The following is a 23,776-nucleotide window of genomic DNA, read 5'->3' on the forward strand; positions in this document are numbered from 1 at the left end:
CTTTTAGTTTTGAAAAAGTTATTCGACCGTTAACGTGTGGCTGGCTTGTTCACGTTTGGTCGGGGCAATCATGTCGTCGTCCGGTATTGCAGATAAGGTGGCGTGTTTGTCGGTTTCAGCTTGCGTATGCGTTTCTCGCCGAGACATGATTTCTTTCGCCGCGTGAAACCGGGACTTGACTCCAGGCTGGGGCCAGATACCGCCACCAATAATCAGGGCACTAAGAACAAGGATGCCAACTCGTTCCGGCCAACGGGCTTCCATGCAAAACGACGACTGGTAAATCGTGCCGGTGAATAGGCGGAAATAGACCCGCATGATTGCAATACCATTGAGAGCCGTTGCGATCACAACCGCCATGCCGACGTACGGATAGACTTCGACGGCTCCTTCGACGATCAACTCAATTCCGGCGAACCCAACGGTGCCCGGAAACCCAACGGTCGCAACGCCGGTGAGTAAAAAGAAAGTCGCCAGCAGAGGCATTTGAGAATACAAACCGTGGTAGTCGTTCAGCGAAAGTCGTCCCACGCGCGATTCGATGGCTCGCAGCGTCAATCCGAATCCTGACAAAGACAAACACACCGCGATCCAGGTGCTCAAGGCGCCGGTCAGTCCGATCGGTGTGACGACTTCCAGTCCGACCAGGACAAGCGATGCGTTGCTCAAAATCAAATAGCAAAAGAACCGCCTCGACTCGGTCTGAACCAGCGCCATTCCTGCTGAGTAAACTGCCGTGAACAGAGAGGCCAATGCCACGATTCGCATCGCCCAATCTGGAGCGACGGGCAACAGCAAACGAACTGCCGCGTAGGCACCGATCATCGGAGAGACGAACAGCAACGACGAACCCAATGATGCTTTTTCAAACAGGTCGGTCATCCAACAGTGCATTGGAGCACAACCGCTGCGAATCAGGATCGCAAGCGTCAACAGCATGATGGCCGCGATCGAGTGTTCATGAGACGGATCTTCCAAATCAATCATCGACCAGCCACCAATCAGCAGCACGAGAAACAGCCCCATGTGGATGACGAATCCGCGAGATGATTTGCCGCGTGTGCGCAACTCCCACACAATCGGCAGCGTTTGCAAACCCATCAGTGAAATGATGATCCAGGGGCCGCGACAGGCGAGCGTCGAAAGCATCAGGAACTGCGAGATCAGGTTCATGCGAAACGGAAATCGTTTGATCTTTGTACGCAGCGTCGCCAGCGGCGTCAGAAAGAACATCAGCGATGTCAGCGCCAGTAGTGGCGCATTGAATTCGTCGATCACGACGACGTCTGGCCCAAATAATGGTTCGACGAGGTCCCAGCGATCGTGGGCTTCGAAAACTTTCAGCGTATTGAAGTCTTCCCATGCGCCGATTCCCATCGCCAGCGACAGCCCCGAAAACACAATCGCGACCAATCGGGTTTGCTCAGCGTTCTTGTTGAACAGCGACACAACGACACCGACCAGCGGAGTCAAAATCGCAAGTTCCAACCAGGGTAAATGAAGTTCCAGCACGGCTATACCTTTAGCTCTTCGATGATTTCAGGTTGCGTCGTCACGTCGTCTGACTCTCTTGATGAATCTCCGGAGAGAAAATTTGTCCACTTGCGTTCAAGTGCGTCAAAGCAGCGAAAACACCTTACGAAGGGCCGGACGATGAATCGACTGAGCAGCTCATCCAGAAAACCACGCTCCATCGCGAATAAATAGCACCATTGCTTCCACCGCTCCGGAACGAGGCTTCCGATTCGCGACCCAGACGCAGGCAGATGGCCATCAATCGCGTTTTCCAAAACGTGATAGTCGTACAGCAACGAAGGCGCCCTCAGCAGTTGCAAGGTACGCATCAGCGCGTGACCGACAATGTGAATCAGCGCGATGTAACGCAGCCCCAAACCGATCTCCACTACGATGATTCCGACTTGAGTCAGCGACGCGTAAGCCAGGCTCGTTTTGATATCCGACTGAGCCCGCCCTGTGATGGTCGCGAAGATCGCAGTGAGCAAGCCGAGCACGACAACGGTTCCCGAAAGCCACATCGACAGCTCCAAAATTGGGCTGATCCGCAGCAGCAGAAACGCCCCGAGGTGGACCGATAACGCCCCGTAGAAAATTGCACTTGAGGAAGTCGGCCCCTCCATCGCACGCGGTAGCCAGCCGGAAAATGGGACCAACGCAGACTTGCCCGCCGCCGCTACAACCAATAGCAATCCGACCAATAAAGCTTGTGAGTGGGTGATTGTCGCCACGCCCTCCGGCCAGGCCCCCTGCCCCATCAACAACTCAAAATCTCCCGCCCCGGTCAGGTGATGCATCAGTACGGCCGCGATCAGGAAAGCCGCGTCCGCGATGCGGTACACGCACCAAGCCATGAATCCGTTTCGCACCGGGTTTCGTCGTTCGTGAAAAAACGCGATCAACAACGCTGAAGAAATGCCGACTAATTCCCACCCGAAAAACAGAACTTCGATCGTGCCCGCGAGACTTGCGAAAATCATGCCGGCCATGAATAGCGAGAACGCAATGTAAAATCTGACGTAGCCCGGTTCGCGGTGCAAGTATCGACTGGTGAACGCACCGATGGTTCCGCAAAGTACAAATGTCAGAATGGCAAACGGAACGCTCAGTCGGTCAAACACAAACTTCAAGTGGAAGTGAAAGTGTTGTTCCGGCAAGTCGATCCAGTGTCCCAGTTCGATCGGCACATGGCGATCGCCAGAGATCAACATCGTCGCAAGAATTCCAACTGAGGCGAACAGTCCGATCCAAACGCAAAAGTAAACTGTGCGCGCGATCATCTGTTCAGAAAACGGCCTTGAGAACAGGCATGGAATTCCCAGTACGGCCAGCAACACCAATGGGCTGGCGACTGTTGTGATGCCAAGAATTTGATAGAGCAAGTCCACTATCGGCTCTCCTCTTCGAATCGTTTTCCGATACTGGCGAACTGCAAATTGTCTCGCCAGCCGCGATACCAATCGAATGAGCTTGGCGTTACCGGCAGCTGAGCCGTTTCGGGCTTGTAGGGCACGAATTCCTTGTCCTTATACAGCTGAATTTCATTGCTCCCGGGCTTGATGACTGCCAGTTGAACCCAATCGCCTTCACACAGCTTTCGAATCGGTTCATTGGCCGCGATGATTCGTTGCATCGCCGCGGGTGTCGTCTCGATCAGGAACAGCAACCGCATCGGTTCGTGAATTTCGATCATCTGGCAGTACAAGCCCGGCCTTAGATCACTCGCGGCGCCATCCATCACTCCGATCAGCGACACGATGTTATGCGGCAGTTTGTTTCCGGCTCCGTAGCCGACGTGGTCGACGCTGGAAAAGTAATATTCAAGATTGATGCCTGCGCAAACCGGGATCACCGCCTGTAAGATTCGTTCCAGGACGCTGCAGTTTTCGTCGTCATTTTCTGGCTCATATGACTGCAGGAAAGCTCGTCGGTCGAGGAAAAGATCCCGGCTCCATTCTCGGCGGCCGACGAAACACAGAGCGTTGGTCGCGTGATTGTATTCGGGGCGAGCTTGCGAAAGATCTTCAGCGCGTCCCTCGACATGGATCAGGGCTTCATCAAAGTCCAGATCCAGAGGTGCCGAAGCGAACCGGCGACATCGCTCGTGGGCGTCGTGCTTTCTGGCCAAGTTGATTTTTTCGACTGCAGATTCAAATCGCGGTCGGTGCGAATCAGGAATTCCATCGAGGTCGAAATACGAAACATTGTCGTCGCAGGTGTTGTGATAACATCCGATGAAGATGGTATCGTCAGGAATGTTGATTCCGTTATCGGCGACGATCTTTCTGACGCGTGGGTCGTTCGCCATTTGCGCGAACGCTCGTGCGTTGGGACCGCCTCGACCTCCCGCACAAGCGCCGCAGTTATAGGCGGCTTCGTGAGGATTGTTGAGGCTTGACGATCCATGTCCGCAAATGAAAAAGATCGGAGCGAAATTCTCCGTCGCACTCATGTCTTCAAGTAGTCGCTGGACCGCGATTGCCATCTCATCAACCGTCAGGCCTAACTGATGAGCCTCTGGGCCTGGAGGCTCTGCTGGATTACGTTCAAGCTTTAAGTGTGTCACTTCCGGTGGACGAACGAGGCTGCCAATGACATCTTTCAGGCGTGCCGTCAGACGCGGAAACAGGACACGAAAAACGAGCGGGAAAGTTGCGAATGATCCAAGGACCGTCGTGCCGATCCAGCCTCCAGTGAACGTTCGGCTGCCAACATGGACGCGTCGTGCAAAGGTTCCGATCGTCCGTCGCGCGTGAGAGCGTTGCTGTTCCTGACGCTGCAGCGAGTAGGCGACTTCCTCGCGAACATAATGCTCCGGAATCACACTGGCTGGGCAAAGCGGCAAATAATCTGCGTCTGCAGCTCCGCGATAATACATCGGCACAGCAAAAAATCCCGCGGCACCAAACGTTTCGCAATCTGGTTCCAGCTCTTCGAGGTAACGCCGAAATGATTCTTCCCGATCATCAATGCAGCAAACAATCTGGAAGCTTGGTCGAACCTGAACGCCCGTTTTTTGGCTTTCCAGTCGTTTGACGCGATCGGCGTGCACGTGCACGGCGTCGAGGATTTCGTTGCGGAATTTACGCTCGTAGGCCAAATGAAAAACCGCGCGTCGGTCGATTCCCGCGAACGAATCAAGTTCGTCAACCAGTTCCTGCCATTGATTGGAACTCAGGCGGGCCAAGGTGTGCGGGTGCCAGCCCAGCAATTGGGCAAGCTCGAAAATTCGATACGCCCGTCGCTGCTGTGTCGCTTTTTTTCCATTTGGGCGACTGCTCAGTTCGCGCTTCGCCCAGTCATTGAACTCGCTGATTGAGCCCTTGAATCCCTGGATTTTGCTGACCAGATGTTCCGCAGCCAGTCGATCAAGAATCAGCCGAACCGCGAGGAACTCTTGCAGAGTGTCTGCGGGAATCCCACGAGTTACGCGATCACCACGCGTTTCCAGTTGCCAGATCATTCCGGCAAAACCTCGCAACGCCAGCATCGTGTCTTCAATGAACCGGTCGGTATCATTGGAGGCAATGTTGAGTTGCTGTAAGGAATCCTGAATGGATCCCAGTGACGTCAAACCTTGCTTTTGCTGTCGGCGGAGTTCCGCTGCAAGTTTCTGCTTCCACGGCGACGCGAGCCAATCGGTCTGACTGTAGAGGTTCACGAAATTCTGCAAGAAACCTTCTTCCGGATGCGCCATCGGCCAATCACTCAGCCCCTGGTCAAGAAACGCGGCACAGAACTGAATCAGCGTTTCGTGAACGAGTTCGTCAGCGTCTTCGCCTGTTAGCTCAAAAATCCAGTCACGCTGGCGAACGAAATTCTGTTCGTGATTTGGGCAATCCAGTTGAGTAACTCCTGCCTCACAGATTTGCCACAACAGATGTAACGAGAATGACTCCCACGTCGCGTCTGACCACGATTCAATTCGCTTGCTGCCAAAGAGCCTGAACAGCTCTTCCGTTCGCTGAATCAGTGCTTGTCCTTCGGCATTAGAATCTTCGCGATGCTCGTTGCTTTCGACCACATTGCGCAAGTCTTGCATGACCCAGCGTTTGGTCTCCGCCAATAACTGCTCGCGTGTTCCTGGTTCGGCGTCTTCGCGATACCGCGTCAAAGCATTCGTGTCGCCGACCACCCAACGCACACTGACCGAAGGCCCGTCATGCAGGTCGTGATTCAGAATCGCACGATACAGATTAAATCGGGTTCCCAGAAATCCAAGCAGTTCATCCGCACGATCCCCTAGAGTTTCCAGGAGCACAGCATCGATGTCTTCCGGGCGAATTCTTCCGGTCACAACACATCTGCGGTATTCGGATTCCGGCAAATAGGGGTGGCATCCAAACAGTTGCGCACCCTTTCGGACGGCATCATCGAAAGCCAAATCTTCGAACGCATGGAGCGTGTTGTGATGGACGAATGCCGTGATCGGGCCCTGCGAAGGCAGCAAATGAGCCACGTGTTCGATCGCGTCGAGAACAGATCGAGCCGTCGTTGGTGAGTGTGCTGAGGCAGATTCTGGTTGCGAGATCGTTGTCGGTGAGTTCATTCTGCCGCAAAAATTCAAAGCGATTTTGTAAGGGGATGGTCGATTGCTTTCCTACCATATCGACAATTACGTTTTTTCGAAGAACGGAGTTTGCTTACAATTTCGACAGGAAACGACCGAACTCCAACGAGGCGTCACACGCGAAGGGCCGCCTGTTCAGCGTTTACTGTGGAGCACGCGATCGGTTCGGGATACTTACAATTTCGTAAGCTTGAGACGTTCGGGTATCGTCTGCCGATCATCAAAACTATGATCTAGTTCCACCATTGAACACGTGTAGTTAGTGACCATGAATATTCTTGTCATTGAAGATGACCGAACGATTGGTAAATCGTTGCAGAAAGGGTTTGTCGAATCCGGCTATGAATGTGTGTGGGCAATCAGTGGCAAAACTGGGTTGGAGAAAGCGTTGACACAACAGGCGGATGTGATCGTCCTTGACCTGATGCTTCCCGAAGTCGACGGGCTTGAGGTTCTTAATCAATTGCGAGCCAGCGGAAACCAGACGCCGGTCGTGATCCTGACTGCCAAAGGCGCGGTCAACGAAAGAGTTGAAGGACTGGAGGCCGGTGCCGATGACTACATCGTCAAACCATTCGCTTTCGTCGAACTCAAAGCCCGCGTCGAAGCAGTCTCGCGGCGCACTTCGGTTCGGCCTTCAGCCAGCCTTACTGCCGGCGATCTGTCGCTCGACTTGAGCAATCATCGCGTTGTCCAGAGAGGCCGCGACATCGAACTGACGCCAACGGAGTTCAGTATTCTTGAGCTGCTGCTGCGGCACGTCGGCCAGGTCGTCACACGTAAAATGCTCTGCGAACATGTTTGGGGTTTCGAGTGGGATGGGCCGACGAACGTGATCGAAGTCCACATTACACGACTTCGCAAGAAACTCGCCAACGATGGGCCAGTGACAATCAATACGGTTCGTGGTCGCGGATACTCCTTCGTTAGCCCGACGCGATCGAACGGGGCGTAGCGTGAGCCTGATACAGCGTCTCAACACCATTCGATGTCGGCTGACTGTGTGGAATTCACTGGTCGTGATTGCGCTGACTTTGCTCTCTCTTTTCGTGGCCCGCCAGGCGATGGTTTATACGCTGGAATATGAAACGAAAGATTTGTTGGAAGGCGAGATTGTCGAATTGGAACTCGCCACGAAGCAGTTTCATCCGGACATGCGACTGGTCGAAGAAGAATTCAGTCGCAAAATTCTCAGTCATAGCCGCAACGAATGGTTCGCGGGACTGTTCGATGACACTGGCAAACTGATCTGGAAAAGCGAGCTGTTTCCCGACTCCTTCGAATCCGATCAGGCGACTCTGAATCCGTCAGACCAGCCGCACGCGGCGAACGAGAAATTTGCGTTTCGGCAAGCGGACAACGCAATCGCCTGCTGGCATTCGTTTCAGTTGGACTCCGGCGACGTGTTCACGATCGTTCTCGGGGAGCCGACGGACTTCATCGGCCGCGATCTGTGGAGCCTGACGAAAGTTCTGCTATGGATCGGGCTGGCTGTCGTCGTGATCGCGCCGGTTGGCGGATATTTGCTGGCGAGAAGCTCGTTGTTGCCCGTACAGGAAATCGTGGAAACAACACGCAAGCTTGAGCCATCCCGACTTGAAGCGCGATTGCCGATCCGGGGAAGTGGCGATGAGCTGGATCAGATTTCGGGCGAGATCAATTCGTTTCTTGATTTGAACGCCAGATACCTTAACAGTCAGCGTGAATTCATTGCCAACGCTGCTCATGAATTGCGGTCGCCGTTGACAGCCATTCAGACAAGCGCGGAAGTTTGCCTTGCGAAACCGCGAACGGCTGATGACTATCGCGAGCAGTTGGAAACTGTCAGCGAGCAATGTCAGTTCCTGCGACATCTGGTCAACCAGCTGTTGGAGTTGGCCGAATCGGATGCTCGGCTGAAAGTGAATAAGGTGGACTTTGATTTCAGTGATCTGGTTCAGAAGTCTGTCTCCATTTTCGAAGGCGTCGCAGAAGAAAAAGGCATTCAACTCTCTATCAATGTTCCCGTAGCAATTTCTTGCAGTGGTGATCCTCAAAAACTGATTCAAGTGCTCAACAATTTGCTCGACAACGCGATCAAGTTTTCGCCGCCCGAAGGAACGGTCTCGGTAAATCTGTCGAGTCGTGATCACGAAATTGATTTTCGAATCTCAAACGAAGGACCCGGCGTTGACTCGCTGTTGCTAGAGCGAATATTCGACCGTTTTTACCAAACAGATCCCGCTAGAACACACGAGCAGACCGGAAACGGGCTTGGTTTGAGCATCAGCAAAGCAATTATCGAGTTGCACGAAGGCAGAATCCGAGCCGAGAGTTCTGGTAATCTTCTGGAGGTCAGCTTCCAGTTGCCCAAGTCGAAAATCTGAACTTGGCAGCCAGTTCATCTTGCTTCGCACCGCGAAGTCTTTTCCGTGACAACCGGTGCTTAAAATGGTAACGTTGCCCAAAGATCATTTGGCATCGAAACTTGGAGCATCAATTGACTGATACGCAAATGAGTCGTCGTCGTTTCGTCGCAGGAGCATCGGCTGCGGTTGGCGTCGGAACGCTGCCATCGCTGGCGCATGGTAAGTGTTTGCCCAAAGAGAAACCGTACGAGTATTGTGCGTTTATAAAATTTATCCAGCAACTGTCTTACGAAGAGCTTGCTGAATCCTTGAAGTCGATTGGTTTGGATGGCGCCGAAGTGACGGTCCGCAAAGGCGGATACATCAGACCTGAATCTGTTGCCGACGAGCTGCCAAAGCTGACAGAGGTCTTCGCCAAACACGACTTGAAAATAAGCGTTCTGACGACAGACATCGTCGAGGTCGGGTCGCCAAATGCTGAGGCTGTTCTCAAGACCGCGGCATCGGTTGGTGTCCAACGTTACCGAATGGGTTTCTGTCGCTACGACCTGAACGCTCCAATCCAATCGCAGCTTGAATTACTCAAGCCAAAATTCAAGGATCTTGCGTCACTCAACCGCGAAGTCGGAATCTCCGGGGTTTATCAGAATCACGCTGGCGGCCAGTACCTGGGTGCCAGTTTCTGGGACCTGCTGCAAGTGCTCGGTGACATCCCTGTCGAGGAGATCGGAAGCATTTTTGACATACGTCACGCCGTCGCGGAAGGTGACGGAGTCTGGCAGGTCTACTACGACATCATCAAACCGCACATTGCGGCGCTGTCTTCAAAGGATTTTCGTTGGGGGCTCAGGAAAGCAAAAGACAAACGACTCTCACCTGTGAATTGTCCGCTAGGCGAAGGTCAGGTTGACTATCGAAAGTTCCTGAAACAATTCCAAAACGATTTCGAAACCGCGCTGGTGACACTGCATGTCGAGTACTTGCCGGACGCCGACGCGAAAACCAACCTTGCGGCTATTGAAAAAGACCTCGCGTTCCTCAAGAAAACGATGGGTGTCGAAAGCTAAATCGCGATCCATAAAGCAACGATTGAAATCGACCAGATTGCGAACGGCCTACCTGCCGACTTCGATGAACCGTCTGCCAGGACTCAACTTGCCACCGATATTTGGCGACCGTTTGAGAGTTCTTTTCCCGGAACCAGCAGTCGGAGTGATCAGCCGAACAGAAAAGAATCCGGACAGGTTGTTGCGGACAATTCCAACGTCTGTCGCGTTAACGCGTCGGTCACGATTGATGTCGAATTCGTTCACAACGTCGACTGTGAAAAACCCTGACAGGTTACCGCGAACGGCGCTGACATCGTTGGCATCAACACGAGCATCGGTTGTCGAAGTTCCGCATTCTCCGATCGCATTTCCGAAGTAGAACACGTCGTCAGCCGACAGTCCGGTTTTTTCATTGGCAAGAATTTTGACTTCCAGCCACTGATTCGCGATCACACCATCGTCCCACACAAGAGTGATTCTGTCCGAGCCTCCTGCACCGGCCTTTGCCGCAAAAGAAATTGAAAGCGGCGCCGGAGCGTCTTGCCAGGTTTCCGGGAAATCGTCGTTGCCAACGCGAAAGCTGAAGTCGCTTTCGTCCAGCCCTGACCACGATCCTTCCAGGTCGATCAGCAATCCATTGATGCCATGAACGTAGCTGCTGTAGTTCGCGAACTTCGCGGTTTGACCAAACAAAAGCGGAGTCTTGTCAGTCGCAATGGCGTCTGCATCGGACGGATCGGGAGCTGGATTGTTGCCGTCGAAATCAGATCCATTGTAAAAAATTTGGCGTGCCACCATTTCCGTTTCAACGGTCTTGCCGACGAAGTTGGACCAATCGCTGACGATGTCTTTTACGAAGATCCCTGAGGCAGTCAGCTCGTCGCCGATCAAGCCGTTGACCCCGAGATTGGGCAGCACCACTGCTGAGCCTTCGTCTTTGTCCGACACCGACCAGTTGGCGTGACACAATTCATGAGTCCGGCAGAAATCCATCCATGTGTTGACGGAACCTGTCGCGACTCCGCCGTTTCCATCAGCATTCACTGTTCCCCATTCGGTCACGAAAATCGCGACGCCATTGTTCATCGCCGTGATCGCGCGATTACGGAGCGACTGACCGTGCGTGCCGGCGTAAAAGTGAAGCGTGTACGCGACGTTGGGGTCGCTGATCGGATCGCTCGACGCCACGTCGACGTTTTGCGAATAGAAAGGAGTCCCGACGACGATCAGGTTGTCCGGATCGTTGACTCGGATCGCAGCGATGACCGTTTCTGCGTAGGTCTTGATCGTCGACCAACTCTGATTGATTGGCTCGTTGTAAACTTCGTAGATGACGTGATCATTGTCGCCGTAGAGACTTGAGATTTCGTCGAAAAACGCGACGGCTTCAGCTGTCGATTCTTCCGCGGCATGGCTGTGATAGTCAACGATGACATAGACATCGTTCGCGATCGCCGCGTCAATAATTGTTTTGACCTTGTTCACCTCACGCGTCGCGAACTCGCCATCGTTCCACGTGTAGCCGCCGAAATCTTCGACGCCCATCGACGCCCTGACGATTCCAGCGTTCCAGTCGCTCGCAAGCTTGTCAACAGTTTCTGAAACGTAGAACTTCGCCCCTTCGGAAAAGTTGCTCCAGAACAGCGAACAACCTGCCAGGCAAGCCGGGTCGCCAAACTGATTCATGACCCTGTTGCCGACGACTTGCAATCGCCCGTTCCTGGAAACAATGTATCTCTGTGCCGGTCCGCCGCCGGTTGAAGGCTCCGACGTCACGACGCTGACTCGCCGCACGACCACATCAAGCCGATCGGTAGAGCCAAACTCGCTCTGCAAGCCAAGCTCGATCAATCCATAGTTGATGACGCCGTCATCTGCGTCGGTCGACGATTCAAACTCGTCGAGGTTGAAGAACGAATTGTCCAGGCTGATGGTCAGGGTTTGAAACATCGAAGTCGAAAGCCCGTTCAGGTCCACTCGATACTGATAGACTTCTGCGATGTCGAGTGAATCAGATCCAACACCGTCAAAGTCCGTCATGTTGACGACGAAAGAGCCAGCCGCATTGTTGGCTCCGATCTGCAGTTCGACCTCAAGAGTCGTGTCGGTGTTCGAGAAATCGACTTGCGCCAAACCGACTTCCATTCCTCCGAACTCTGCAACATCGATCGCGATGTCGCCGGTTGACGTGTCGACTGCGCCCGAAACGTCGAATGCTCCGAATGTTGAATAGACGCTGCTCCCGTTGACTTCGGCGACCGTGGTCTGAGCCCCGAGTGCATCGTGGCAGAAATGGAATAGAATCAGAGCGAAAACGGTGGCAACAAACTTCATGATACGCTCGCAGGTGGGTGTGGTGGGACTTACATGGTAGACGAAAAAACGATGGAAACAAAAGACAATCGAAGCGGCTTTGCACTGGGCGTTTCCAACTTTTCAACTTCTGAGCCGTTGCTCAACGCGGAAAAAATCGTGGCTTGCGGCATGGATTTTATTGAGCCCGGATTGGCGAAAATTTACGCGATGTCCAGCGAAGATTTTGAAGCAGCAGCGCAGCGGATCGCCGGGAACAAGATTCGAGTCCAATCCGTGAACTGGTTTTTGCCACCTGAAATCAAAGTCACCGGTCCGGATGTCGACGAATCGAAATGCAGACAGTTCCTTGAATGTGCTCTTTCGCGAGCCGTGAAGTTGGGCGCAAAGGCTGTCGTGTTTGGCAGTCCCGGATCGCGTTCGCTGCCGGAAAATTTTTCCGAATCCGAAGGCCGCCGACAGATGGTGAGCTTTTGCCGTTTGTGTTCCGACGTGATTCAGGAGCATCACTGGCCGATCAGAATCGCCGTCGAGCACGTCAATCACACAGAAACAAACTTCGTCAACACGTTCGCACAAGCCCTCTCCATTGTCCGCGAAGTCGATCGACCTGAGATTGGACTTGCCGCCGACCTGTACCACTTCGCGATGGAAAACGAATCGATGGAGCTTATGTCAGAAGCCGGTGATCTGATCTGTGCGGTTCAGCTTGCCAATCCGAACGGGCGCTGCTTCCCCAAACCGGGCGACTCAATTCCTGGCCTTGAAGAGTTCTTTCGGCGATTGTTGGAAATCGGCTACGAAGGTGGCGTGTCTGTCGAAGCGACCGTTGGCGATGATCTGGAATCAGATTGCCGTTTGGCGGTCGAGCGACTCAAGTCATGCCTGGATTCGCTGGCCTGAAGAATTCTGAATTGGCCAGAAAGAAAGTGTTGCGATCCAGTCGAGCTCGAAAGCTTAATGGCCTTCGAGCGTCGGAGACTGGAGCAACGTAAACAGAGATGGCCAACCCTGCGGTTGATGTTTTTGCCGCAGGGTCGCAATTTTCGCAAATGTCAAATTCGCGTTTGCGAAAGCCAGTGATCAGAACTTGATGCTGACAACTTCGCCACCGTTTCGGCTCATCAACGCAGCAAAGGTTGGAGCATCAACGTTGTCCTGGATGAAATGAACGCTACCGTCGCACATGACGACGTTTGCCCCACCAGGGTGAAAACTGAACGTTTCTTCGTTGGGTCCGCAGTTAACGATATCCCAAGTACATCCCGGAGGGCCACCGACAGGATACGAGTTGTTGTTTACCAACTTGTCAACGTTGTAGGCGTTGTCCGGATCAGCCCACGCCCACGATCGTCGATCGGCCGACGTTCCGTCGTCCATGGCTTCCGTTTTAATAACCATGAAACCGCTGGTGGCGACATCGGCACGGCCAGCGTCTTCCGCCATGCAGATTGTGTTGCTGGTTCCATCGGTCACGGCGCCGATTTTTCTTTTGGAATCACCGTTGAGGGCACATTTGAAACGTGGTTGATTGGTGTCGCCGCTAAGTCCTGGTGCAACAGTTACCGGAGCAGAATAGTCGGTAAATCCATAGCCCTCAGAGTCCACCTGGGATGATCGGGATGTCGACGGGCACAGGAACGTTTTGACAGCGTGCTTGGCAGCTGTTTGATTCGTCGGAGCTTCCGGGCCTGTCGGCGAAATGTCGTAGCGGTAGTTGAGATTGTAAAATTGGTAAATGTTGTTTTCTTCGATGAACGGCAGAATGTAAGTCTGAACCGAATGCGAAGCGTCTGCAAAGCTCTCAAGATCGCCTTTCGGAGTGAAGAAAACGTTTTGTCCAGCATCGGAACCGGTGCCGCCACGTTTTGCCTGCCCTGCACTTGGGAATTGCATATGTGCTGACTCGTAGTTGTGGATTGCCAGCCCGATCTGGCGAAGTCGGTTCGCACACTGTGTACGACGAGCGGCTTCGCGGACCGCCTGGACTGCAGGCAGCAACATGCCGATCAGGATGCCAATAATGGCAATGACAACAAGCAGCTCAACGAGCGTGAACGCATTGCGGGATTTCGGTGAAAAGGTTTTCATGTGGTTCCGTTCCTGGGGAGGAGGTTTAGGGGGCAGATCCAATTCGAGCCCGCGGGTCCAATTTGGGTGCATTTAATCGCAGCGAGTGAAAGCTTAAAACGGTTGGGCAGGGATGCGTGATTCGAGGACTGGGTTGAGGTTTACGGCCTCGAGAAGGTCAATCCTGAAGAAGTGGATTTGTCGCGTGGTAGCGGCCAACGGGTTTCATCCATTCTCGGTCACGTCGAAGCTGTAACACATCCTCATATGAACCCGTAATGAGACGGGAGAATGTCGTTGGAATGTGTGTATTGCCGAGCTTTAAACATGGCGGGATTCTAGTTATCGCGGCTTGCTACGTAAAGCACTTACTGTCGAATGTGCGTTTCCAAACAGCCCGCGAACGTGGATAATTCACGACTGCAAGTAACCCCCAAATGGTGCTGCTGCCGAAAGGGTTTTGATCGTCAGCGGTGGGACTCAGCGGCGCACGCGCCGGCAGTGTTGGTCGTTAATGAAACGAATTTTCGCCGAGTCCTATTTGGGATTTCACTGCTGGCAGCGGCAAGGCGGCTGAACTACGATCTCGACTTTTTTTAGTGGAACCGCCGCACCATTTCGTGGAACAGGAACGTTCTTTGTCCGAAAATACACTTTCAAAAGTTGACCCCAAACACGCTTTCCTGATTCGAGTCGGCGAAGTGCTGCATCGACACGGCACGCCGTCTCATCGTTTGGAACGCGTGTGGACCAAGATCGCAAATAATCTCGGCGTGGATGGGAGTTGTCTCTATACGCCAACTTCTCTGCTGGTTTCGATCACCGATGAAAACGGAGAGACGACCTATCTGCGACGCGTCGATTCTGGAGCTGTAGAAGTTGACAAACTGATCCGGTTTGATCAAACGCTCGAAAAGCTCGATGCAAAACAGATCTCAATCGCCCAGGCAAGCGAAGAACTGGAAGCCATTGCTGATTCCGGGTCACCGTTTCCGATGTGGATTTACGTCATCGCGTGTGCCATTTCTTGCGGCGCTGTGGCTGTTTTTTTCAAGGGGACACCTTCGGAAGTCGCTGCTGCGGCGGTTCTGGGTTTGGTCGTTGCGTTGCTGGAGCTGCTGCCAGTGCGGCTCAATTGGGATCAAGGATTGCTGGAGCCGATTGCCGGATTCGTCGCAGCCGTGAGTGCTCTGGCGATTGCGAACTTCGTGACTCCGATCGATGACCGGCTGGTGACTCTGGCCGCGCTCATTGTGTTGGTGCCGGGATTGAAGCTGACCTTGGCACTCAATGAGTTGGCTGTCGGGCATCTGTCAGCCGGAGTCGCCAGGCTTGCGGGAGCTTGCGTGAATCTGTTGACGCTGACGGTTGGCGTTGCCGTCGGCTGGCGAGTCGCTGCGGGGTGGCGAAATATTCCCGACCCGATTGACTGGTCGGGAAACGCGGTGTGGTCATGGGTCGCCATCTTCATTGCTCCGATCATGTTCGCGATCATCTTTCGAGCCCGTTGGCCTCAGTGGCCTGCAATTCTGCTGGTCTCGATCGCCGGTTTCACGGCAAGCCTTTACGGTGGCAGTCTGTGGGGAATCGAAGTCGGAGCTGCCTTGGGAGCGTTGGCCGTGGGATGTGGTAGCAACCTGTACGCGCGACTTCGCGATCGACCCGCGCTAGTGACGCTAACGCCAGGCATTCTGGTTTTGGTTCCGGGCTCGCTGGGCTATCGATCATTAACTGCTTTTTTGGACAACAACACGATCGCGGGAATCGACTTTGCGTTTCAAATGGTCATCGTCGCAGTCTCGCTCGTCGGCGGAATCCTGACCGCCAATGTGTTGGTCCCGCCGCGGAGAATTCTGTAGCGGCATGTGCTTTAGCCATCGCGGAAAGTCACCCGAACTTTTGAGAACTCGCTTTCCTTCCAACCATTGAGAATGTGAAAGTAATACGTGATCCGCTGGAGTGGCCAGGCTCTTGAAGGCTGCTGAGTCCGGCTGAGCGGCCGAATATGGTTCACGTTCTGCTACCAGAGACATTTCCATTCGCAAAATGCAAATTTCTTTGCAGCACGTTCGAATCCAAATATGGTTTAATGGTGACGGGGACTTGAGCCCGTTGTCCACCAGATTCGGATGCCATGCAGAACAGACGATCAATTTTTCTTCTAACACTAGCCATGTTTCTGACGTGCGGAGTTTGTTTCGCGCAAACCGAGATGACGGTAGAAACCATCTCGGGGCAATTGTGCAAAGGCACACTAGAAGCCGTCGATTCTGATGGCTCGCTACTCGGCAAGGGCGGTGAGGGCGGTGAGGGATTCGAAGGCGTCAACATTGAGCAAGTCCTTTCAATTTCCACGAATCGAAAATCAAGCCCGCCGACAGGTGCCGTAAAGCTGCGTTTGGTCGACGGAGGATTGCTGTTTGTCGATGATCCCAAAGTCGATGGTGAAACGATTACGTTCGCCAAAACCGCCTCGGGCCTGGATTCGATTTCGATGCAGGCCGTCCGAGCGATGGTCTTTCGTGAAAGCAATTTGATCCGCGAAGCCGTGGCTCAACCTGCGACGGATCAGGACACAGTGATCGTGACAAAGGGAACTTCGGTGGCTCGCGTTTCAGGTGTGCTCGAATCGCTCAATCCTGAAAAGTTGATGCTGAACTTCAAGGGCAAGTCACGTCCGATCAAGACAGAGAAACTGGCCGCTGTTGTGATCGCCGATCTGGGACTCAGCCCACCTCAAGGTTCAATGGCCACGGTTGCCACGATCGACGGTTCGATGATCCGGGGCGTGTTGACCAGTTACGATCAGAATTCGATTTCATTGCTGCTCACGGGACGACAGACAGTCACGATTCCGGTTCATCAATTTGTTCGCATCGATATCGACTCGGACAGCATCGCATATCTTTCCTCTCTCGAGCCCGTTGAAGTTCGACAGCGGCCACAGTTCACCGTCGCGCGGCAATGGCAACGCAATCGGAGCGTCGAAGGCAATCCGATTCGCCTGTTGGTTGGCAAAGATTCAGCGGGCTCAGATGGTTCGCTGACGACCGACGGTTTGGCTCAGGTGCAAACGTTTGAAAACGGAATTGGTACTTCTTCATTTTCTCGCATCGTTTTCGAGAACACGAAAGACTTCAGCCGATTTCTCGCAACCGTCGGTATCGACGCTGAAACCGAAGGCCACGGCGATTGCGAAATGCGAGTCGAAGGAGACGGCATCACGTTGTGGTCGCAACGCGTCCGAGGCAGCGATGTGGCGGTGCAAATCGATGTCGATATTTCTGGCATCAGCCAAATTGCGTTAGTGGTCGATCCCGGTGAGCAGTTCGATCTGGCCGACCACGCAGACTGGGCCCGCGCCCGTTTTCTGAAAACCGAGTAGAACAATCCAACAGGCGGCGTTCCATGAATCAGCTTTGGAAAAACGTGTCACGATGGTCTACGTTGTGCGACACACTTCAATGGCCGATCTTCAAACGTGAATCCTGGCGAGCAGTCCTGATCGGAACGATGCTTGTCGTCGCATCAGGTTCATCAGTCGCCACGGCGGACGAACTTACCGACACTCAAATGCAGGCTGTTCTGGAACTTGAGCAGCAGCGAATCAAGGCCATCGATCGTGTCATCGGTTCCGTGATCGCCATCTACGGCAACGACCGGTCGGGTGGAGGCTCCGGCGTGATCATTCACCCGTCAGGCATCGCACTGACCAATCACCACGTCATCATGGGCGCTGGCGTCGCTGGCTGGGGCGGGATCTCCGACGGCAAAATGTACAAATGGAAGCTGATTGGAACCGATCCGGGTGGCGACGTCTCTGTCATCCAAATGGAAGGCCGCGAAGAGTTTCCGTGGACTCCGCTTGGGGATTCGGACACGGTTCGCGTGGGCGACTGGGCACTCGCGATGGGCAATCCGTTCATCCTGTCAGAGGACCAGTCTCCTACCGTCACGCTGGGGATCGTCAGTGGAGTCAACCGCTATCAACCTGGAGCCGGTCAGAATCAGCTGGAATACGGCAACTGCATTCAGGTCGACAGTTCGATTAACCCGGGGAACTCGGGCGGGCCGCTGTTTAACTTTCAGGGCGAAGTCATCGGCATCAACGGTCGCGGAAGTTTTCAGGATCGCGGACGCGTCAACGTTGGGCTGGGCTACGCAATTTCGTCGAACCAGATTCGAAACTTTATCCCGGAGTTGTTGGCCACGAAACTGGTTGAGCACGCGACGCTGGATGCGAATTTTTCAAAACGCGATGGCAAGGTTGTCTGTTCGGACTTGATCGCTGGCGCGCCGGTTGCCAAAGCCGGTTTGAAGCTGGGCGATGAGTTGCTGGAATTCGAAGGCGTTGATATCAAAACGGCGAACCAGTTCACGAACCTGATTTGTACCGTTCCCGAAGGCTGGCCGGTGTCGTTGAAAGTTCGCGACAAAGAAGGCAAAGAAAAATCAATCTGTGTGAGAGCGTTCGGGCTGCCGTATTCGAAACCACGGGCGAGGCCCGGGCGAAAATCGGACAAGGAGAAATCGCCCGAGGAGAAGGCAAGGGAGAAGCAGCAAAATGCGATGGTCGAGTTGTTGTCGGCGCCTCCTGGCGAGGTTCGTCATCCGGATATTAACAACAACTATGCCAACCTGGTAATTGGCGAATGGCAAAAGCAGCATGTCACGGACCAAGCGAAAACGGGTGCGTGGAAACTAAGCTCAACGGTTTTCGACGTGGCTTCAGGTGACAGCAAAGCGATCGGCCCAGAGGCGTTGACGGTGTACCATGACGGCCGATTCCTTTTGGAGATTCCCGGGGACGACCCGCAAAAGTTTGCGTTTGACGGTGCTTCTTTTTTCAAACTCGACGGCGAGAAACATTCGTTGCTCACGGCGGTGGAAGCGAAAACGAATCCACGTTTGATGGCGGCGTTTGGGATAGCGGCTCCGTTGTTGAAAAACAGCTTCGAGCCTCTTGGCAAGCCATTGATCGATGGCAGCGATCGGACAGACGACAAAGTTGCCTGGCGGTTTCGAATTGACGATGCGGACCAGGATCCGACCTTCGTGTGGTTTGAGGTTAATCGCGAATACGGACAGTATGAAACGGCAAAGCTGCTACGAAAGATTGCTCCCAACCTCGACAGCTTGCAAGAAAGTGGAGTTCTGTTCAGCGACTACAAAATGGTGCATGGGTTAGCGATTCCGCAGACTCGCGTTCTGGTTAACGGCCTCAATGAACATCCAAATCGAAAAATCGCGATCGATGACGTGACGTGGCAGGAAAATTTCGACAGCTCGATTTTCGCGACTTTGCCAAAGAAGAAAGTCGAGAACGACTCGAAAACGAAGGGTCCGGATTCGCAAACTGAATCGGCTGGCGAAGACGAATCGTCCGAGAGTGAACAACCGGAAGACGCGAAGAAGGAGAAAGAATGAGAATTGGTTTGTGTTCGCTGGTTTTGGTTTGCCTGCTGGTTTCGCTGTCCGTTGCTCAAGAGCCGTCACCGAAAGTTGAAGCTCGGGAAACCGGTTTTTTCCAGACGCTTGCCACCGAAGCGCAGCCGAAGATGGTCAAAGTCTTTGGCGCCGGAGCAGGCCGCGTCGACAGCTTTGCGACGGGGATTATTGTTAGCGATGACGGCAAGGTTCTGACAATGCAGGGTGTGTTTCTCGATGGTCGTGAGGTTCGAGTCGTCACCAGCGATGGCGTTTCGCACCCGGCCACGATCCTTAGTCGCAATCGCGTTTCGCAAATGGCGCTGCTGAAAATTGAACGTGGAACACCGGACTATTTTGAGTTGACCTCTGATCCGGTCGGCGAGAAAGGTGACTTTGTAGTTGCGCTGACCAATGCGTTTAAAGTCGCCGATCACGAAGAACCACTTTCCGCGACGGCAGGTGTGATCTCGCTGCGATCTTCGATTGAAGCCTGGTTGAACAAACGCGATTTGGCCTACGCGGGCGAGCTTGTTTTGATTGACTGCATCACCAGCAATCCCGGTGCTGGAGGCGGCGCGGTCATCATGGGCGACGGTCGACTGGTCGGCATGGTGGGCAAAGTTATCAACAGCAGTGAAACGAACACGCGGCTGAATTACGCCATTCCATCTTCAGTGCTGCTCGAATTCGTCAACGGAACGCTGAAAGAGGAAACCCAGAAACAGACGGCCAACGCGGCGGGCAATGCGGATCTCGGGATCGCTTTGTTCAAGCTCGGCGGTCGCAGTGATCCGGCTTACATCGATCGCGTCAAGCGCGGAACACCCGCAAAAAAAGTTGGTCTCAGGCCAGACGACATGATCGTGCAACTTGGTGGTGAAAAAATCGCGACGGTGAAGGCTTACGAGCAGGCGTTGTCGAAACTTCGTCCCGGCGAGGAGATTTTTATCATCGTGAAACGCGGACGTGAGCTGAAACGAATCGCGATCACGCCGGTGGAGAAAAAGAAATGAACAATGCAGCCCCAACGATCGCGAAGAACCTGAACGATATAACGAATGTGTTGCGAACTGAAACATGGATTGCGTTTCCAGTCGCGATACTGCTCGTGGTTCTGTTCGCGAATCCATACGTTTTTGCTCAAACCGAAGGTCAAGTGAAAACCGAAGTTTTGGCGAAAGTTCAAACCGAAACGCCGGACGCGTTCGAGTCCATGATGTTGACGGCAAAAGCGTTCCGTGCCGCGACCGAAAAAATTCAACCGTCGCTGGTCACTATCGAATCCTACGGCGGCGTCGCTGCCGTTCAGGGACGCATCGGTGGAATACGAAAACAGGGCGAAGGCAACACGACCGGGATCGTTATGTCGCCCGATGGCTATGTCGTCACCAGTACGTTCAACTTCATTCAAAAACCACCCGTCATCACGGTCGTCACGAGCGAGGGGAAACGACATACGGCTCGGCTGATGGGGCGCGACAGTATTCGAAAGATCTGCCTGCTTAAAATCGATGGCGTTTCGAACCTGAAAGTTCCAGAAATCGTCGACGAGGCAGACGTTACCGTCGGTCAATGGGCGGTGTCTATTGGCGTGGGCTACGGTGATATGAGTCCTGCTGTTTCGACGGGAATCATCAGTGCCAAAAACCGCATCGGCGGCAAGGCGATTCAAACCGACGCCAATATCAGCCCGGCGAATTACGGCGGGCCGCTGGTCGATATTCAAGGCCGCATGATCGGCATTTGTGTTCCGATGGATCCTCAATCCCAGGCCGTTGGCGCTGGCGTACAGTGGTATGACTCAGGGATCGGGTTCGCAATTCCGGTCAAGCCTGACAGTCCGGCGATCGAGCGGTTGAAAGAGGAAGGCGTCGAAGTGACTCCTCCGTTTCTGGGCTTGAAACTGATGCCCGTCGAAGGAAGCAAAGGGCTGTGGATTGAAGAAGTCGTTCGGGATTCAGCAGCAGATAAAGCCGGAATTCGCCGGGAGGACTTTCTGCGAGAGATCGATGGGGAAGAGGTTTCCGACATGCTGAAGCTTCGCCAAATCCTGAATCGTTTCGAAGCCGGGCAGGAAGTGGAAGTCAAAATCTGGTTCGAGGAATCGAAAGAAGTGGAGTCTCGAACTCTGCTTCTTGGCACGCCTCCCAAACCCAAAGATGGTCCGCCCACCCTCGAACCGCCGAAGATCAAATAGCGAGCTGGCATCGTAACGCTACAGTCGTCGCAAACCGTCTTCGGTCATCGGAGTCGGGATTTCGAAGTCAATTTTGTCGATTCGAGCCATCGTTTCATCGTCCAGAATCAGATCTTTCGCGGCCAGTGATTCGTCGAGCTGTTCAAGGCTGGTCGCACCGATGATGGTTGAGGCCACGAAGTCGTGCTGGCGACTCCAGGCAACCGCCAGAGCTGTTACCGTGACGCCGATCGAGTCCGCAATTTCGGTCAGGCGTCGAGTCGTCTCCAGGGTTCGGCTATTGACGAATCGCTCAGCCATCTGCTTCTGTCGCTCGTTCCCTTCCTTCAAATACGCCGTGAACCTGGCACCTTCAGGAGCGCCGTCCTGGTACTTGCCGGTCAGAACCCCGCCGCCAAGAGGCGAATACGGCAGTAGGCTGATTCCCTCTCGCCGACAAACCTGAGCCAGTTCGCTTTCGCAGCGACGATTGATCAAACTGAAATTGTTCTGCACCGTTTCATAGCGATCCAGCCCCGCACTGTCCGCGGTCCAACAGGCTTTCATCATTCCCCAACAGGTCTCGTTGCTCGCCCCAACCACACGGACTTTCCCCTGATCCCGCAACTCTGTCAGCGTGCCAAGAACTTCCTCGTAAGGCATGCCGTGGTCGGGCCAGTGAGTTTGGTACAAATCGATATAGTCCGTGCCCAAACGTTGCAGCGAGTCTTCGCAGGCGCGAATGATCTGCCTTCGGTCCAGCGACGTCCGACCGTGACGAACCGGTGGCGTGAACCATCCGTGGCCCGGTCCTGTGACCTTTGTGGCGACGATCACCGCGTCGCGAGGCTTGCTGCTTAACCAGCGTCCGAAGATCGTTTCCGTCAAGCCAAACTTTTCTGCCGTTGGCGGAACGGGATACACCTCGGCGGCGTCGAAAAAATCGATCCCTGCATCCCACGCCCGGTCGCACATTTCGTGGCTTAGTTTTTCATCGCACTGCTGACCGAAAGTCATCGTTCCCATGCAAATGTCCGTGACGACAACTCCGCTGCTGCCCAATCTTCTGCGTTGCATTGATGAGTCTCTTTTTAGTATCCAGGGTGTGGCTTGAGGGCGTCGCATGTCGCGCGAAAAACGGACCGCGAGAAAACCGCGTCGCCTGACAGCAGAACTTAATGTTGAACTGTTACACGACGTGCCGTTTCGTCTTCGTGAGCCTTGACGTTGCCGATCACCATGGCCTCATGTCCGGCCTGCTCCAACATTCGCAAAACCGAATCGGCGTAGTAGGAGCTCACGATCAGCGTCATGCCGATGCCCATATTAAAGACGCGAAACATCTCGTCGCGATCGACGTTGCCCAGCTGTTGCAGCCAGTCGAAAACGGGATGTGCCGACCAGGCGTTAGCGTCGATATCGATCGAAATTCCAGGTGGCAGGATTCGAGTAATGTTCTCCTCCAGTCCGCCACCGGTGATGTGAGCGATGCCGTGCACGACCTGTTTGACACGATAGTGGTTCAGGACTTTGCGAACGGCTGATGTGTAGATCAAAGTCGGCTGCATCAGCACGTCGCCAATCGTCTGTTCCGGCTGCGGTTCAAACGGGCTGTCAACATCCAGCTTGGCCACATCGAAAACGATTTTCCGCACGAGGCTGAAGCCGTTTGCGTGAACGCCGTTGGACGCGATTCCAATCACAACGTCATCGGGAGCAATCGCTTTCCCATCGATCAGATGTTTCTTGTCGACGACTCCAACGCTAAAGCCGGCCAGTTCATAATCGCCAGGTTTGTAATGGTCCGGCATGATCGCGGTCTCGCCACCGAGTAACGCCGAATCCGAAGTCACGCAACCGTCGCTGATGCCTTTGACCAGCTGCTCCAGCAGGATCGGATCATCATGCGACATCGCAATGTAATCCAGAAAGAACAGCGGTTCGGCTCCGCAGCAGATTGTGTCGTTAACGCACATCGCCACCAGATCGATTCCGATCGTGTCGTGCCGACCGAGTTTCTGGGCGACTTTCAGTTTCGTGCCGACTCCATCAGCGCCAGAAACGAGAATTGGTTGCTCATAGTTTCGACGAAACAGATTGCAGTCAAAATCGAGCTGAAACAGACCGGCGAATCCGCCGTCGAGCTGTTTGACTCGCGGCGAGAAAGTGCGATGCATTAGCTTCGGCAGCCGCTTCATCGCGTCGTTGTAAACGTCCAGGTCGACGCCTGAATCTTTGTAGGAGACTCCGCTCATAGGTGGTTTCGGGTGTGCGGTTGATGGTCTGAAGTGAACTTTTACGTGAT

Annotated in this window: 16 protein-coding genes; 9 read left to right on the top strand and 7 right to left on the bottom strand. The window is 53.9% G+C overall.

Features of this window, described 5'->3' with window-relative positions:
• Positions 1 to 18: 18 nt before the first annotated feature.
• The 3 genes from MFFC18_RS04325 to MFFC18_RS04335 are packed head-to-tail and all read right to left on the bottom strand — an operon-like array spanning position 19 to position 6,064.
• Positions 19 to 1,512, bottom strand: a complete 1,494-nt coding sequence (locus MFFC18_RS04325) for a proton-conducting transporter transmembrane domain-containing protein (protein WP_075081914.1) — start codon at positions 1,510 to 1,512, stop codon at positions 19 to 21.
• 2 nt (positions 1,513 to 1,514) lie between these two features.
• On the bottom strand, positions 1,515 to 2,903 hold the full coding sequence (locus tag MFFC18_RS04330) for a proton-conducting transporter transmembrane domain-containing protein (protein WP_238381132.1): 1,389 nt from the start codon (positions 2,901 to 2,903) through the stop codon (positions 1,515 to 1,517).
• A complete protein-coding gene (locus MFFC18_RS04335; RefSeq protein ID WP_075081913.1) occupies positions 2,903 to 6,064 on the bottom strand; it encodes a DUF2309 domain-containing protein in 3,162 nt (1,053 codons plus the stop codon). Before MFFC18_RS04335 ends, MFFC18_RS04330 begins: the two co-directional genes overlap by 1 nt.
• A gap of 289 nt (positions 6,065 to 6,353) precedes the next feature.
• On the opposite strand from MFFC18_RS04335, the gene MFFC18_RS04340 reads away from it, so the two are divergent.
• From MFFC18_RS04340 to MFFC18_RS04350, 3 genes are all read left to right on the top strand, one after another.
• Positions 6,354 to 7,040, top strand: coding sequence for a response regulator transcription factor (locus MFFC18_RS04340; protein WP_075081912.1), 687 nt, complete (start codon positions 6,354 to 6,356; stop codon positions 7,038 to 7,040).
• A gap of 1 nt (position 7,041) precedes the next feature.
• The gene (locus MFFC18_RS04345) at positions 7,042 to 8,451 is read left to right on the top strand and encodes a sensor histidine kinase (RefSeq protein WP_148618637.1); all 1,410 of its coding nucleotides are present in this window, start codon (positions 7,042 to 7,044) and stop codon (positions 8,449 to 8,451) included.
• 113 nt (positions 8,452 to 8,564) lie between these two features.
• Entirely contained in the window at positions 8,565 to 9,500 is a 936-nt protein-coding gene (locus MFFC18_RS04350; protein WP_148618638.1) for a sugar phosphate isomerase/epimerase family protein, read from the top strand.
• Positions 9,501 to 9,548: 48 nt separating this feature from the next.
• On the opposite strand, the gene MFFC18_RS04355 is transcribed toward MFFC18_RS04350, so the two are convergent.
• Positions 9,549 to 11,816, bottom strand: coding sequence for a cellulase family glycosylhydrolase (locus MFFC18_RS04355; RefSeq protein ID WP_075081909.1), 2,268 nt, complete (start codon positions 11,814 to 11,816; stop codon positions 9,549 to 9,551).
• A 33-nt stretch (positions 11,817 to 11,849) separates the two neighbouring features.
• Here MFFC18_RS04355 and MFFC18_RS04360 point away from each other — a divergent pair, with 33 nt between their 5' ends.
• Complete coding sequence (locus MFFC18_RS04360) at positions 11,850 to 12,698, top strand: sugar phosphate isomerase/epimerase family protein (RefSeq protein WP_075081908.1); 849 nt, start codon at positions 11,850 to 11,852, stop codon at positions 12,696 to 12,698.
• 180 nt (positions 12,699 to 12,878) lie between these two features.
• Here the strand turns inward: MFFC18_RS04360 and MFFC18_RS04365 are convergent, their stop codons facing one another.
• The gene (locus MFFC18_RS04365; RefSeq protein WP_075081907.1) at positions 12,879 to 13,886 is read right to left on the bottom strand and encodes a DUF1559 domain-containing protein; all 1,008 of its coding nucleotides are present in this window, start codon (positions 13,884 to 13,886) and stop codon (positions 12,879 to 12,881) included.
• Between the two features lie 617 nt (positions 13,887 to 14,503).
• On the opposite strand from MFFC18_RS04365, the gene MFFC18_RS04370 reads away from it, so the two are divergent.
• The 5 genes from MFFC18_RS04370 to MFFC18_RS04390 all read left to right on the top strand — a co-directional run bounded on the left by MFFC18_RS04370 (position 14,504) and on the right by MFFC18_RS04390 (position 21,492).
• Positions 14,504 to 15,724, top strand: coding sequence for a threonine/serine exporter family protein (locus MFFC18_RS04370; RefSeq protein WP_148618639.1), 1,221 nt, complete (start codon positions 14,504 to 14,506; stop codon positions 15,722 to 15,724).
• Positions 15,725 to 16,077: 353 nt separating this feature from the next.
• Positions 16,078 to 17,250: an NPCBM/NEW2 domain-containing protein gene (locus MFFC18_RS04375; protein ID WP_157664999.1), complete on the top strand. Its 1,173-nt coding sequence runs from the start codon at positions 16,078 to 16,080 to the stop codon at positions 17,248 to 17,250.
• 23 nt (positions 17,251 to 17,273) lie between these two features.
• Complete coding sequence (locus tag MFFC18_RS04380; protein ID WP_075081903.1) at positions 17,274 to 19,292, top strand: S1C family serine protease; 2,019 nt, start codon at positions 17,274 to 17,276, stop codon at positions 19,290 to 19,292.
• The gene (locus MFFC18_RS04385; protein WP_084416728.1) at positions 19,289 to 20,308 is read left to right on the top strand and encodes a S1C family serine protease; all 1,020 of its coding nucleotides are present in this window, start codon (positions 19,289 to 19,291) and stop codon (positions 20,306 to 20,308) included. The genes MFFC18_RS04380 and MFFC18_RS04385 overlap by 4 nt, the downstream gene beginning before the upstream one ends.
• On the top strand, positions 20,305 to 21,492 hold the full coding sequence (locus tag MFFC18_RS04390; protein ID WP_075081901.1) for a S1C family serine protease: 1,188 nt from the start codon (positions 20,305 to 20,307) through the stop codon (positions 21,490 to 21,492). Before MFFC18_RS04385 ends, MFFC18_RS04390 begins: the two co-directional genes overlap by 4 nt.
• Before the next feature lie 18 nt (positions 21,493 to 21,510).
• Here MFFC18_RS04390 and MFFC18_RS04395 read toward each other — a convergent pair whose 3' ends face one another.
• Positions 21,511 to 22,548: an aldo/keto reductase gene (locus tag MFFC18_RS04395; protein WP_075081900.1), complete on the bottom strand. Its 1,038-nt coding sequence runs from the start codon at positions 22,546 to 22,548 to the stop codon at positions 21,511 to 21,513.
• A gap of 98 nt (positions 22,549 to 22,646) precedes the next feature.
• Positions 22,647 to 23,726, bottom strand: coding sequence for a phosphoribosylformylglycinamidine cyclo-ligase (gene purM / locus MFFC18_RS04400; RefSeq protein ID WP_075081899.1), 1,080 nt, complete (start codon positions 23,724 to 23,726; stop codon positions 22,647 to 22,649).
• Positions 23,727 to 23,776: the final 50 nt, after the last annotated feature.

Origin of the sequence: Mariniblastus fucicola, from assembly GCF_008087665.1 — a bacterium.
Lineage (GTDB): Bacteria > Planctomycetota > Planctomycetia > Pirellulales > Pirellulaceae > Mariniblastus > Mariniblastus fucicola.